This window comes from Paraburkholderia sp. Cy-641 (assembly GCF_011752945.1).
Classification (GTDB): Bacteria; Pseudomonadota; Gammaproteobacteria; order Burkholderiales; family Burkholderiaceae; genus Paraburkholderia.
In genome coordinates, this window is the sequence record NZ_VWWM01000015.1 from 1 (window position 1) to 12,679 (window position 12,679).

Sequence of the window (12,679 nt, forward strand, 5' to 3'; positions counted from 1 at the left end):
AGAACCAGCCCGCGCATCTGACGCTGAAAGACCCGACCGTGCCGGTCAACGTCAACTGGCAGACCTATGCGGGTCCGGAGTCGCGCTACTGCCCCGCTGGCGTGTATGAATTCGTCAAGAACGATGAAGGCAACGAGCGGCTTGTGATCAATGCGCAGAACTGCGTGCACTGCAAGACCTGCGACATCAAGGACCCGACGCAAAACATCGTGTGGGTCACGCCGGAAGGTGGTGGCGGGCCGAACTACCCGAATATGTAACCAAGCGGCGAAAGCGACTTCGAGCATGACTCGAACATCGTTGACGCTTCATGAATTTTTTAGTATTTTCATGTATACGCGTGTTTTTCGAAGCACGCTAACCAGGACAGGAGAAGTTTGATGACGCAGGCCAAGTACGACGTCGTGGTGGTGGGGGGCGGCAATGCAGCGCTGTGCGCGGCGCTATCGGCGCGTGAGAAGGGCGCAAGCGTGCTCGTGCTGGAACGCGCACCCGAGGATAAGCGGGGCGGCAACAGTGCGTACACCGGGGGTGGCTTCCGCATGGTTCATCACGGCGCCGACGACATCAAGGCGATTGTCCCTGACCTGACGGAAGATGAGATCGGCCGCACGGATTTCGGCCAGTACACGCGCGAGGATTACCTCGACGATCTCGGCCGCATCACGCAGTACTACATCGATCCTGATCTCGCCGAAGTCATCGTCGACAGCAGCACCGACACGGTTCACTGGATGCGCGGGCGCGGCGTCAAGTTCGTCCCGAACTATGGCCGCCAGGCGTACAACGTCAACGGTCGATTCAAGTTCTTTGGCGGCGTGGTGATCTACGCGAACGGCGGCGGACGCGGCCTCGTCGATCAGCTGTACAAGGCGGCCGAAGCGCAGGGCATCGATGTGCGTTACGGCGTGCAGGCCAAGGGACTCGTCGTCGACGAGCGCGGTGTGTGCGGTGTGCGCGTCGTGGCGAATGGCCGCGAGAGCGTCATCGACGCGAAAGCGGTGGTGCTCGCGTGCGGCGGCTTCGAGGCGAATCGGGAGATGCGCACACGCTATCTCGGCCCCGGCTGGGATATGGCGAAAGTGCGCGGCACCCGCTACAACACCGGAGACGGCATCCAGATGGCGCTCGACATCGGTGCCCAATCGTACGGGCAGTGGTCCGGTTGTCACTCGGTCGCGTGGGAGCGCTATGCGACGGACTTCGGCGATGTCGATCATCCGCATGCGGGTTATCGGCACAGCTATCCGATGGGTATCATGGTCAATGCCGACGGCAAGCGTTTCGTCGACGAAGGCGCCGATTTCCGCAACTACACGTACGCAAAATACGGTCGCGTTGTGCTGCAGCAGCCGGGCAGTTTCGCATGGCAGATCTTCGACCAGAAAGTGAAGCCGCTGCTGCGCGACGAATACAAGCTGCGCGGCGCGACCAAGGTGCTTGCCAACACGCTCGAAGAACTCGCCGATCGTCTGCAGGACGTCAACGGCCGCCAACTGCTCGAAACGATCCAGCAGTACAACGCGTCGATCCGCAAGGACGTGCCGTTCGATCCGAACGTGCGCGACGGACGCTGCACCGAAGGGCTCGACGTCAACAAGACCAACTGGGCCAACACGATCGAAGACGGTCCGTTTGAAGCGTATTCGGTGGGCTGCGGCATTACGTTCACGTTTGGCGGCCTGAAGATCGACACGTCGGCAAACGTGCAGGACATCGAAGACCAGCCGATCGCGGGTCTCTACGCGGCAGGCGAACTGGTCGGCGGCCTGTACTATTTCAACTATCCGGGCAGCACCGGTCTGATGGCCGGTTCGGTGTTCGGACGCATCGCGGGCCGCGAAGCCGCCACGCATGCGGCTAGCGTGCAGGCAGCCGCCACTGCGTAGCAGCGCTATCGACGGATACGGTCCGGTTCGCGCTGCGTCGACGAACAACGCCGCTGCATACACTGATCGAAACGTCATTTAAGGAAATACGCTGACATGGCAACCACATCCACGCGCTCACGCAAGAAGGCAACCGTCGAGGCCGCCGAGCTGGAAGTACGGGACGAAAAACAGCACGGCTCGCGTAGCGACTACGTGTACCAGATGCTGCGCAAGCGCATTGAAAGCGGTGAACTGAAGCCGGGCGACCGCGTCATGGAAGTCGAGATCGCGGAGCAGCTCGAGGTCAGCCGCACGCCGGTGCGGGATGCGTTGCGGCGGCTCGAAAGCGACGGCATGGTGGTCATCGAGCCGCGCGTCGGCTTGCGGATCGCATCGCTTAGCCGCGGCTCGATTCTCGAGTTGTATTTGATGCGCGAACTGCTCGAAGGCACCGCGGCGGGACTGTGCGCGACGCATGCGACGGAACTCGAGCTGATGGAGCTCGAAGAGCTGGTGCGCAAGGAGAAGTCGTTGCAAGGCGACTACGAAGCGCTGGCGCGCCACAACCGGCGCTTCCACGAAGCGATCTATCACGGTGCGCACAACCGCTATCTCGAGAAGAGCCTGAACGCGGTGAACGATTCGATGTGGCTGCTTGGCCGCAGCCTGATGTATAAGCCCGAGCGTGCGGAAACCGCGTACCTGCAGCATCGCGAACTGCTCGAAGCGATTCTCGCGCGTGACAGCGTGACGGCCGAAAAGCTTGCGCGCGAACATATCGCAGCCGCGAAGAAGGTCAGATTGCGCGCTCTTTTCGATAGCCAGGAATAGGGACAAGGAGGCCCAGATGGGTCAGACGATCGCTGAGAAGCTTTTCAGCAAGAACAATATTCACGGACAGCCCGCCTATGCGGGCGACGTGATCGAAGCGCGCATCGATGGCGCGATGATGCACTATCACGCGTCCGAGCCGATGCATGACATGGCGCAGCAAGCCGGCTTCAAGAATGGCTTGCCGCGTGTGTGGGATCCGGAGCGCATCTTCGTGCTGCTCGATCATCATCAGCCGACTCTCTCCCAGAAGCAGGCCGACGAGAACGCGCTGGTGCGCAGCGAAGTCGAGCGTCTCGGCATTCGCTGCTTTCACGATTCCGAGCCCGGTATCGCGCATCAGATGATGGCCGACTACGGCCTGATGCGTCCGGGCGAACTCGTCGTCGGCAACGATTCGCACACGATCTCGTACGGCGCGCTCAACGTCGGCGGCACGGGCATCACGCGTGCCGACATGTTCTACGTGCTGTTGTTTGGCGAATTGTGGTTCCAGGTGCCGGAGTCGATCCGCATCACGCTGAACGGCACGCAGCCGAACTATCCGATCGCGAAAGATATCATCCTGTATCTCGCCGGCCAGTACGGTGACGATTTCGCAAGCGGCAAGTCGATCGAATACACCGGTTCGCTGGTGCCGCAGATGTCGATCGACAGCCGCATGTGCCTGTCGGCACATGGCGTCGAAGTGGGCGCGAAGCTTGCAATGTTTCCCTACGACGAGCGTACGCGCGACTATGTACAGAAGCGCACCGATCGCGGATACGAGCCGATCGTTGCGGACGCTGACGCGAAGTATGTGCGCGAGATCACCGTCGATGTCGATTCGATGCCGTTCGTGGTCGCGAAGCCGCATCAGTTCGGCAATGTCAGTCCGATCGACGAGGTGCGCGGCCAGCGCATCCATCAGGCGCAGATCGGTTCGTGCGCGAATGGCCGGTTCGAGGACATCGAGATCGCCGCGCGCGTGCTAAAGGGCCGTAAGGTCGCAAAAGGCGTGCGCTTCCTGATTTCGCCAGCGTCGCAGAAAGTTTATCTCGAGTGCATGAAGGCAGGCCTGATCGAAACGCTGCTGGAAGCGGGCGCGCAGGTCATCACGCCTGGCTGCGGCATTTGCCAGCCGAAAGTGGGTTTTCTGTCGAACAAGGAAGTGTGCATCACGTCGACGACGCGCAACTTCAAGGGACGCAAGGGCAGCCTCGACGCCGAGATTTATCTGGCGGGTCCGCTTTCCGTCGCGGCGGCGGCGCTGGCTGGCGAAATCGTCAATCCGAAGGAGCTCGTCAATGCGCTTTGATATGAACCGCCCGATCCAGGGCCGCGTATGGAAATTCGGCGATTCGATTGAAACGGACGCTATCAATCCGTACTACCACTATCCGACGATGGACGAGATGAAGCTTCACACGATGGAAGCGTATCGTCCGGAGTTCGCGAAAGAGGTCAAGCCCGGCGACATTCTGGTCGCGGGGCACAACTTCGGTTGCGGTTCGAGCCGGCCGGGCCTCGTGCTGCGCGAAGTCGGCATCGCGGCGATCGTCGTCGAATCGGTGTCGCGGCTCTTTCTGCGCAACAGCATCGCGCGCGCGATTCCGATCTTTCTCGCGCCCGGTATCACGAGTCTGGTCGACGACGGTCAGACACTGCGCATCGATTATCCAGGCGGTAAGGTGATTAACGTCGACAACGGCAACGAGATTGCGATGCGCCGCTTCCCGCCACTGATCGAAGCGATTTTCGGCGCAGGCGGTTTGCCCGAATACGCATACGAGCGCTACATGCGCGAGCAGCAGATCGTTTGACGCGGCGAGGCGTGTCACTGCGCCGCGATGTTCTCAAATTATTTTGGTTGACTAAGTAAAAGGAGGCGAGGTGCGTAACCGGTTCAATCACTGCGTGAGAGCAGGATTGTCTTTGCTGGCGCTGCTTGGCGCGATATCGACGGCACATGCCGCCGACGCGTATCCCGACAAGCCCATCCGCATGCTTGTCGGTCAGGCGCCGGGCGGCGGCACTGACGTGGTCGCGCGTCTGGTGGCGAAAGAAATGACGCAAACGCTCGGTCAGTCGGTCGTGGTCGAAAACCGTACCGGCGCCGCGGGCTCGATCGCCGCGAGCGTGGTGTCGAACAGCGCGCCGGACGGCTACACCGTGTTGCTGGTATCGAGCAGCTACGCGATCGATCCGAACCTGATGAAACTGCCGTTCGATCCGATGAAGGATCTCGTGCCGGTGAGTCTGCTTGCACAGGTGCCGTTCCTGCTCGTCGTGAATCCGAAACTGCCGGTGAAGAACGTCGGCGATCTGCTGGCGCTCGCGAAGCAAAAGCAGGGCAGCCTCACGTTCGCGTCGGGCGGCCCGGACAGCTCGGGGCATCTCGCGGGCGTGCAGCTCATGAACCTGTCGAAGATCCCGATGACCCACGTTCCGTATCGCGGCGCGGGGCCGGCTCTCGTCGACGTGATTGCCGGGCAGGTCGACTTCATGTTTGCGAGCGTGTTGTCGGCGACGCCGCTCGTCAAGCAAGGCCAGTTGCGCGCGATCGCCGTGTCGAGCGACAAGCGTTCGGCGTCGAATCCGCAACTGCCGACGGTCGCTGAATCCGGCGTGCCCGGATATCGCTCAGGTAGCTGGTACGCACTGCTCGCGCCGAAGAATGCGCCGCCTGCCGTGCTCGACAAGCTGCAGGACGCGGCCGCTAAAGCCGTGCATGCGAAGGTCGTGCGTGACACGTTGAGCCTGGACGGTGCCGAGCCGGTCGGCAGCACGCGGCAGGAATTCCAGAGCTTTCTCGCCGGCGAGATGGACAAGTTCAAAAAGCTCGTGGAGATGGCGCGTGCGTCGGTCAAGTAATGTAATCGCAAGAGGGTATAACGCATGAAGGTTCTGGTAACCGTGAAGCGCGTCGTCGATCCGAACGTCAAGGTGCGTATCCGCGGCGACGGTTCGGGGGTCGATCTGGCCAACCTGAAGATGACGATGAATCCGTTCGACGAAATCGCCGTCGAGGAGGCGGTGCGACTGAAGGAGCAGGGCGTCGCGAGCGAGGTCGTGGCGGTGTCGGTCGGGCCGTCGCAGTGTCAGGAGACACTGCGCACCGCGATGGCAATGGGCGCGGATCGAGGCATTCTTGTCGAGAGTGCGGCAGGGCTGGAGCCGCTCGCTGTCGCCAAGCTGGTGCGCGAAGTCGTCAAGGCTGAAGCGGCCGATCTGGTTATCGTAGGCAAACAGGCGATCGACGACGATTGCAATCAGACTGGCCAGATGCTTGCCGCGTTGCTTGGCTGGCCGCAGGCGACGTTCATTTCGAAGCTGGAATTGCGCGACGGGCATCTCCTGCTGACGCGCGAGATCGACAGCGGCAGCGAGACGCTCGAATTGCCACTGCCTGCCGTCGTGACTACCGATCTGCGGCTGAACGAGCCGCGCTATGCGACCTTGCCCAGCGTGATGAAAGCCAAGCGCCTGCCGCTCGCGGTGAAGAAAGCCGATGAGCTCGGCATCGATCTTACGCCGCGCCTGACGCAGCTTGGCGTCGAGGAACCCGCGATGCGCGCGCCGGGCGTGCGTGTCGCCAGCGCAGCCGAGATGGCTAGCAAACTCCACTCCGTTCTGGGAGCCGATTGACATGGCAGTACTGGTGATCGCCGATCACGACGGCGAAAAAATGAGCGAGAGCGTACGCAACGTGGTGACCTGCGCGCGCGAACTGAGCAATGAGGTCGACGTCATCGTCGCGGGCGAGACGGTCGGTGCGCTGGCCGAAAGCGCGCGGCGTATCGCGGGCGTGCGCGTTGTGAAGACACTCGAGGCGACCTGCTATCGCGGCAGCGCGGCGGAGAACGTCGGGCATGCGCTCGCCGCGATGATCGACGGCTATACGCACGTGCTGGCCGCCGCGAGCGGCTATGGAAAGAATCTGGTGCCGCGCCTCGCCGCGCTCGCCGACGTACAGCCAGTTTCCGATGTGATGCAGGTACTTTCCGCCGACACGTTCAAGCGGCCGACGTACGCCGGCAACGTGATCGCGACGGTTCGCTCGAGCGACCGCATCAAGCTGATGACGGTGCGCGTCACCGCGTTCGCGGCCGCACCGCTGGATGGTGACGCACCCGTCGAAGCGTGCGGCGCCACCGCGGATCTGCAACTGTCGCGCGTGGTGTCGATCGACATCGCGCACTCGGATCGTCCCGATCTGTCGAGTGCGCGCGTGGTCGTGTCGGGTGGGCGCGGGATGGGCAGCGCGAAGAACTTCGAGGTGCTCACGCCGCTCGCCGACAAGCTCGGTGCGGCGATCGGCGCGTCGCGCGCGGCGGTCGATCTCGGTTTTGTGCCGAACGACTATCAGGTCGGGCAAACGGGTAAAGTCGTCGCGCCGGAGGTCTACGTTGCGGTCGGCATTTCCGGCGCGATCCAGCACCTCGCGGGCATGCGCGACAGCAAATACATCTTCGCGATCAACCGCGATCCCGAAGCGCCGATCTGCGCGGTTGCCGATTATTGGCTCAACGAGGATCTGTTCGAAGCCGTACCCGCACTGGTCGATGCGCTGTAGTCACGCGTGCGATGCATGAATCGCGCTATGACGTGATGGACCGCAGAGTCCACGCGAAGTCGAAAGACGTAGGAGACATAAGATGCAAAGTACTAGCCGGATTGGGCGGCTCTTTAACCGTCGCAATCAGGATTACTACGCCGGCACGCTGATGATGATCATCGGGTTGTCGGCGGCCTATACGGGCAGAAGCTACGGCGTCGGTTCGTTCTCGCGGATGGGCGCCGGCTTCTTTCCGGTCGCCCTCGGCGGACTGCTCGTGCTGGTGGGTATCGGTATCGCGATGAGCCGCAAGCACACCGATACCGCCGTCGAAAGTCAGGTCTCGACCGAGATGCCGCGCAAATCCGACGTATCGCTGGGTCTGCGCATGCGCGGCTGGCTTTGCATCATCGCGAGCATCATCGCGTTCGTCGTGCTCGGCAGATACGGCGGCCTGCTGCTGGCGTCGTTCGCCGTCGGTCTGATCGCGGCGCTGGGAGACCCCGACAACCGCCTGCGCGATGCGTTGCTGCTCGCGCTCGCGCTGTGCGTCGTCGCGACGGTCGTGTTCTGGTGGGCATTGCGCATGCAGTTCCCGCTGTTTACCTGGGGTTAAGCCGATGCTCGCTCAATCCCTCTTCGATCTGTGGCACGGCTTCGCCATCGCGCTCGAACCGCACAACCTGATGTGGGTGTTTTTCGGCGTACTGGTAGGCAATCTGATCGGCGTACTGCCCGGCATGGGAGCGCTCTCGGCGATGTCGATCCTGTTGCCGCTGACGTATGCAATGCACGCGGTGCCGGCCGTGCTGATGCTCGCGGGCATTTTCTACGGCTCGCAGTACGGCGGCGCGATCGGCGCGATCCTGCTTAATCTGCCGTGTCATCCGCCGCACGCGGTCACCTGTCTGGACGGCTATCCGATGACGCGGCAAGGGCGCGGTGGCGCGGCGCTCGGCATCACGATGATCGCGTCGTTTGTCGCGGCGTCGTTCGGTATCGTCGTGATGGTATTTGCTTCGCCGGCGCTGGTGCGTATCGCCTTCAAGTTCGGTCCTGCGGAACTGTTTTCGATCATGCTGCTCGGGCTGATCGTCGGCGGCACGATGTCGCGCGGTGCGCCGCTCAAGGGCATCGCGATGGTGCTGGTCGGCCTGCTCGTCGGCATGGTCGGTACCGACGTCAATACCGGCACGATGCGCTTCACGTTTGGTTTCATCGATCTGGCCGACGGCGTGCAACTGGTCGCGCTCGCGCTGGGCCTGTTCGGCGTTACCGAATTTCTGCGCAACGTCAACTGCATGGACGCGGTCGGCAGCGGCACGAAGGTGAGCCTGCGCGACATGCGACCGAGCGGTGCGGAGTTGAGGCAGGCGGCGGGGCCTATCGCGCGCGGTACGCTGATCGGTACGCTGTTTGGCGCGATGCCCGGTACGGGGCCGACGATCACGACGTTCATCGCGTACGCGCTTGAAAAGCGTATCGCGCGTCAGCCAGGACGCTTCGGGCAGGGGGCGATCGAAGGCGTTGCGAGTCCCGAGGCGGCGTCGCATTCGAAGACCCAGGTCGACTTCATTCCGACGATGTCGCTCGGCATTCCCGGCGATGCGGTGATGGCGCTCATCCTCGGCGCGCTGCTGATCCAGGGCATCCAGCCCGGCCCGCAACTGATCGTGCAGCATGCCGATCTGTTCTGGGGCTTGATCGCGAGTTTCTGGATCGGCAACGTCCTGCTGATCGTGCTGAACGTGCCGCTGATCGGCCTGTGGGTACGCATGCTGCGCGTGCCGTACCGGCTGCTGTTTCCTGCGGCGCTGTTCTTCATCGCGGTTGGTGTGTACTCGACCAACAACAGCCTGTTCGAAGTGCTCGAAGTGCTGGTCTTCGGACTGGTGGGCGCGGTGTTCGTGCTGCTTGAGTTTCCGGTCGCGCCGATCCTGCTCGGTTACGTGCTCGGTCCGATGGTCGAAGAGAATTTCCGTCGCGCGATGGTGCTGTCGCAAGGCGATCCGGCGATCTTCGTCGAGCGGCCGATCAGCTGCGCGTTCGTATCGTTGTGCGCGTTACTGATCGTCGTGCAGTTGGGCTTCTGGCTGCGCCGGCTGATTGGCCGACGGCGCAGCCGCGATGTCGGCATGGAGCGGCGGGCATTCGAAGGCAAGTAACGTCGTGGCCCGGCGCACCGATCTGCGCGCGGCCGGGCGCGACCGGAGAGTAGCGATGGCATCCCGATACCGGCTGGTCTTGCTGTTGTGGGCTATGCAGTTCGTCAACTACCTCGATCGCATCAATATCTCGGTCGCTGCGCCGACGATGATGCGGTCGCTATCGATCGATGCGGGCGCGTTCGGCATGGTGCTCGCCGCGTTCACGCTCGGTTACGCGCTGATGCAGATTCCCGGCGGCATGCTGGCGGACCGCTATGGCGCGAAAAGATTGCTGGTGTGTGCGCCGATCGCATGGTCGCTGTTTACAGGGCTCACCGGGTTCGTGCAGACGCTGACCGCGCTGATCGCGGTACGGCTGTGTTTCGGTCTCGCGGAAGGTTCGGCGAACGCGTCGCTGTACAAGCTGGTCGGCGACAACTTTGCATCGCGCGAACGCGCCGCGGGCAACGGCGTGTGGCAAAGCGCGCTCGCGATCGGACCGGCGGCGGTCGCGCCGCTTTCCGCATGGCTGCTGCTCGAAGCGGGATGGCGGCAGATGTTCTTCTGGTTCACGATTCCAGGTTTGCTGATCTCGGTGGTGCTGTATTTCGGTGTACCGTCGCGTGGCGAGATCGTGCGCGATGCCGAACCTATCGCTAAAGACCTGTCATCCGGCTGGTCCGGGCTGTTCCGCCGTCCGGGCACGTGGCTCGTGATGCTCGGCTACATGACGTTCAACATGGGCTATTGGGGGTTTCTCGGCTGGATGCCCGGCTATCTGGCGCTCGAGCGTCATCTGGATCTGCACGCGCTCGGCTACGGCGCGTCGATTCCGTATCTCGCGGGGCTCGTCGGGCTGATCCTGTCTGCGTGGCTGAGCAGCACGGTGCTGCATCGCTATCGTCCGCAACTGATTGCGGCGGGCTATCTCGCGGCAGCCGTCGCGCTGTATATGACGTTCAACGCGCAAAGCCTGTCGGGCTGCCTTGCGTATCTATGCGTCGCGGCGTTCTTCATCTACGGCAATTTTCCGCCCACGGCGGCCGTGCTGCTCGATGTCGGTCCGCAGAAAGGCCGCGGCACGTTCGTTGGTATCGCGAATACCTTCGGTCAGGCGGGCGGTTTCGTCGCGCCGCTGATGGTCGGTTTTGTCGTGCGCATTACGCATTCGTTCGCGGGCGGCTTCGCGTTCATGGTGTTCGCGCTGGTTTGCTCCGCTTTGAGCTTTCTTGCGCTGTATCCCTATGTGGCCAGGGCGAAATCGTCTGCGTGGGTGCGAGGTGAGGTTTAGGAGAAGCCGTAGTCGTGGGGCCGTCGTGCAACACTTGAGTTTCCCGGGCACGTTGGAGCTGTGGTGTCCGGTTTTTCATGAGTCTTCGACCGTAGGGCGAAGCCTGTATTGCCGGGCGATTTCACCCGGCGGCAAATCTACTGCCCACACATCGCGCGAAGTGCCTGCACCACTTCATCGGGGATTTCGAGCCGGTCGGTCTCGACGCGCGCCGCACGCTCTGCCATCGATCGCTCGAACGGCATACGTACGGGCGCACCGTTTTCGACCGGGCGGGTGGAGTGGATTGCATCCGTATAGCCGTCGACGGCGGCCTTGTAGTCATCGAGCGAGGTGAGCAGATCGGGCCGCACGGCGATCGCCAGAAAACCGAAGTCGCGCAACTCGCCCGGCATGATGGGCGAGCCGGCCAGCATGCCGAGCAGATGCACGATGATCGCGAGGCCGCTGCCTTTGTGGCCGCCCCATGGCGCCAGCGCGCCGCCGAGCGCGGCGGTAGGATCGCGCGTTTCGCGGCCGGCCGCATCGAATGCGACACCGGCCGGCAATGCTTCACCAATGCGTTGCGCGAGTTTCACCTGTGCATGGATGATCGATGAGGTGCCGATATCCCAGATCACCGGCTGGCGGTTCGACGGAAAGCCGAAGCAGATCGGATTGGTGCCGAAGCGGCCCTCGGTACCGCCATGCGGGGCAACCCACGGTGAGGCGTTCGACGCGAGCATGACGATGAGATCCTGCGCAACGGCCATTTCCGCGTAGTAGGACAGCATGCCCGTGTACCAGGTGTTGCTCGCGCCGACGATCGCGATGCCTGCGCTCGACGCTTTGTCGATCGCCAGCCGCGTGGCGCGTTCTGCGACCAGATAGCCGAGCTGATCGCCGCCGTCGAGCCGCGCCGATACCGCGGACTCCTTGACGACGGCAATCGGGTGCGTCGGACGTGGCGTGTCCGCGAGACGTTCCGCAATGCTCAGAATACGCGCGAGTCCACTGAAGCCGAGTCCGCGCAATTCGCAATCCATCAGGTGCGCCACGATGATCCGCGTTTCGGCGTCGCTATAGCCGAGTTGCATCAGCGATGCATGTGCGAGTTCGCGCGCTGCTGTAACGGTCAGATTCATCTACGATCCCCCATGCAATCCATTAGCGCGGCGCAGCGTCGAGCCGCACGATCCAGTCCTCGGTTTCCTTGCTGTGCGCCGGATAGCGCGTCAGCACGGCGGGATCGTGGCCGGGTATCACATGTTGTGCGGAGCCGGCCAGTTCATGCACGAGGCGGTAGCCTTCGATCATGTCGCCGACGTTGTAGACGGCCGGAAACGGACGGTTCTGCTCCATGTTCGCGTACAGGTGCGACGCATCCGACGCGAGCACGACCCAGCCGCGCTCGGTATGCACCCGTACGACCTGCAGGCCGTCCGTATGGCCGCCGACACGATGTACGCTGAGTCCCGGCGTAATGTGCGACGTCCCGTCATGAAACACCACGCGACCGTCGAAAATGCGGCCCACCATCGACTTCACGTCTTCGGGATCGAACGGATGATTCAGCGCGCCATGGCACATGCAGCGGCCGGTGCAATAAGCCATCTCGCGATCCTGCACGTGATAGCGCGCTTTCGGAAACAGCGAGCGGTTGCCGGCGTGGTCGTAGTGCATGTGCGTGACGATCACGTCCTCCACCGCGCTGGAGTGAATGCCGATCGCGGCGAGGCCCTCTTCGACCGGACGCGTGATGATACGGCGGCGCTTCGCGCCCACTTCGGCATCGAAGCCCGTATCGACCAGAAAGCTGCGACTCTCGCCGACGACGGCCCACACGAAATAGTCGAGCGGCATGTTCACGTCATGCGGATCGCCGCCGAGAAAGTTGTCTCGCGCGGGGCGGTCGTGATGCGCGTACTTGATCGCGTAAATCTTGTAATTTTCGAGTGCGGTTGTCATGACGAGTGTCTCCTATCCTCAATGTATGAGAGCGCTATCATAACTCTCTCGCGGC

Annotated in this window: 13 protein-coding genes; 11 read left to right on the top strand and 2 right to left on the bottom strand. The window is 62.6% G+C overall.

What is annotated here, in order from left to right:
* The 11 genes from F3J20_RS09740 to F3J20_RS09790 form a co-directional block, all read left to right on the top strand.
* Positions 1 to 260: 4Fe-4S dicluster domain-containing protein (locus F3J20_RS09740; RefSeq protein ID WP_205299263.1), on the top strand; the 260-nt coding region annotated here is incomplete at its 5' end.
* Between the two features lie 120 nt (positions 261 to 380).
* Positions 381 to 1,889 carry an FAD-dependent tricarballylate dehydrogenase TcuA gene (gene tcuA / locus F3J20_RS09745; RefSeq protein ID WP_167044462.1) on the top strand — a complete coding sequence of 503 codons (1,509 nt, stop codon included), beginning with the start codon at positions 381 to 383 and terminating at the stop codon, positions 1,887 to 1,889.
* Positions 1,890 to 1,985: 96 nt separating this feature from the next.
* Positions 1,986 to 2,702, top strand: coding sequence for a GntR family transcriptional regulator (locus F3J20_RS09750; protein WP_167283289.1), 717 nt, complete (start codon positions 1,986 to 1,988; stop codon positions 2,700 to 2,702).
* Between the two features lie 16 nt (positions 2,703 to 2,718).
* Positions 2,719 to 3,999, top strand: a complete 1,281-nt coding sequence (locus tag F3J20_RS09755; RefSeq protein ID WP_167044456.1) for an aconitase/3-isopropylmalate dehydratase large subunit family protein — start codon at positions 2,719 to 2,721, stop codon at positions 3,997 to 3,999.
* Complete coding sequence (locus tag F3J20_RS09760; protein WP_167044453.1) at positions 3,989 to 4,504, top strand: 3-isopropylmalate dehydratase small subunit; 516 nt, start codon at positions 3,989 to 3,991, stop codon at positions 4,502 to 4,504. Before F3J20_RS09755 ends, F3J20_RS09760 begins: the two co-directional genes overlap by 11 nt.
* A 112-nt stretch (positions 4,505 to 4,616) precedes the next feature.
* Positions 4,617 to 5,555, top strand: a complete 939-nt coding sequence (locus F3J20_RS09765) for a tripartite tricarboxylate transporter substrate binding protein (protein ID WP_167044450.1) — start codon at positions 4,617 to 4,619, stop codon at positions 5,553 to 5,555.
* Positions 5,556 to 5,579: 24 nt separating this feature from the next.
* A complete protein-coding gene (locus F3J20_RS09770; RefSeq protein ID WP_167044447.1) occupies positions 5,580 to 6,329 on the top strand; it encodes an electron transfer flavoprotein subunit beta/FixA family protein in 750 nt (249 codons plus the stop codon).
* Between the two features lies 1 nt (position 6,330).
* A complete protein-coding gene (locus tag F3J20_RS09775) occupies positions 6,331 to 7,257 on the top strand; it encodes an FAD-binding protein (RefSeq protein WP_167044444.1) in 927 nt (308 codons plus the stop codon).
* Positions 7,258 to 7,339: 82 nt separating this feature from the next.
* A complete protein-coding gene (locus F3J20_RS09780) occupies positions 7,340 to 7,855 on the top strand; it encodes a tripartite tricarboxylate transporter TctB family protein (RefSeq protein ID WP_205193018.1) in 516 nt (171 codons plus the stop codon).
* 4 nt (positions 7,856 to 7,859) lie between these two features.
* A complete protein-coding gene (locus F3J20_RS09785; protein WP_167044441.1) occupies positions 7,860 to 9,404 on the top strand; it encodes a tripartite tricarboxylate transporter permease in 1,545 nt (514 codons plus the stop codon).
* A gap of 55 nt (positions 9,405 to 9,459) precedes the next feature.
* Positions 9,460 to 10,677, top strand: coding sequence for an MFS transporter (locus F3J20_RS09790; RefSeq protein WP_167044438.1), 1,218 nt, complete (start codon positions 9,460 to 9,462; stop codon positions 10,675 to 10,677).
* 137 nt (positions 10,678 to 10,814) lie between these two features.
* Here the strand turns inward: F3J20_RS09790 and F3J20_RS09795 are convergent, their stop codons facing one another.
* Complete coding sequence (locus F3J20_RS09795; RefSeq protein ID WP_167044435.1) at positions 10,815 to 11,801, bottom strand: Ldh family oxidoreductase; 987 nt, start codon at positions 11,799 to 11,801, stop codon at positions 10,815 to 10,817.
* A gap of 22 nt (positions 11,802 to 11,823) precedes the next feature.
* Complete coding sequence (locus F3J20_RS09800; RefSeq protein ID WP_167044432.1) at positions 11,824 to 12,624, bottom strand: N-acyl homoserine lactonase family protein; 801 nt, start codon at positions 12,622 to 12,624, stop codon at positions 11,824 to 11,826.
* Positions 12,625 to 12,679: the final 55 nt, after the last annotated feature.

What these genes read in the sequence shown, in the direction of transcription:
- F3J20_RS09785 (WP_167044441.1), top strand. Translation starts at nt 7,860, where the DNA reads ATGCTCGCTCAATCCCTCTTCGATCTGTGGCACGGCTTCGCCATCGCG.
- F3J20_RS09750 (WP_167283289.1), top strand. Translation starts at nt 1,986, where the DNA reads ATGGCAACCACATCCACGCGCTCACGCAAGAAGGCAACCGTCGAGGCC.
- F3J20_RS09775 (WP_167044444.1), top strand. Translation starts at nt 6,331, where the DNA reads ATGGCAGTACTGGTGATCGCCGATCACGACGGCGAAAAAATGAGCGAG.
- F3J20_RS09795 (WP_167044435.1), bottom strand. Translation starts at nt 11,801, where the DNA reads ATGAATCTGACCGTTACAGCAGCGCGCGAACTCGCACATGCATCGCTG.
- tcuA (WP_167044462.1), top strand. Translation starts at nt 381, where the DNA reads ATGACGCAGGCCAAGTACGACGTCGTGGTGGTGGGGGGCGGCAATGCA.
- F3J20_RS09780 (WP_205193018.1), top strand. Translation starts at nt 7,340, where the DNA reads ATGCAAAGTACTAGCCGGATTGGGCGGCTCTTTAACCGTCGCAATCAG.
- F3J20_RS09755 (WP_167044456.1), top strand. Translation starts at nt 2,719, where the DNA reads ATGGGTCAGACGATCGCTGAGAAGCTTTTCAGCAAGAACAATATTCAC.
- F3J20_RS09800 (WP_167044432.1), bottom strand. Translation starts at nt 12,624, where the DNA reads ATGACAACCGCACTCGAAAATTACAAGATTTACGCGATCAAGTACGCG.
- F3J20_RS09760 (WP_167044453.1), top strand. Translation starts at nt 3,989, where the DNA reads ATGCGCTTTGATATGAACCGCCCGATCCAGGGCCGCGTATGGAAATTC.
- F3J20_RS09770 (WP_167044447.1), top strand. Translation starts at nt 5,580, where the DNA reads ATGAAGGTTCTGGTAACCGTGAAGCGCGTCGTCGATCCGAACGTCAAG.
- F3J20_RS09790 (WP_167044438.1), top strand. Translation starts at nt 9,460, where the DNA reads ATGGCATCCCGATACCGGCTGGTCTTGCTGTTGTGGGCTATGCAGTTC.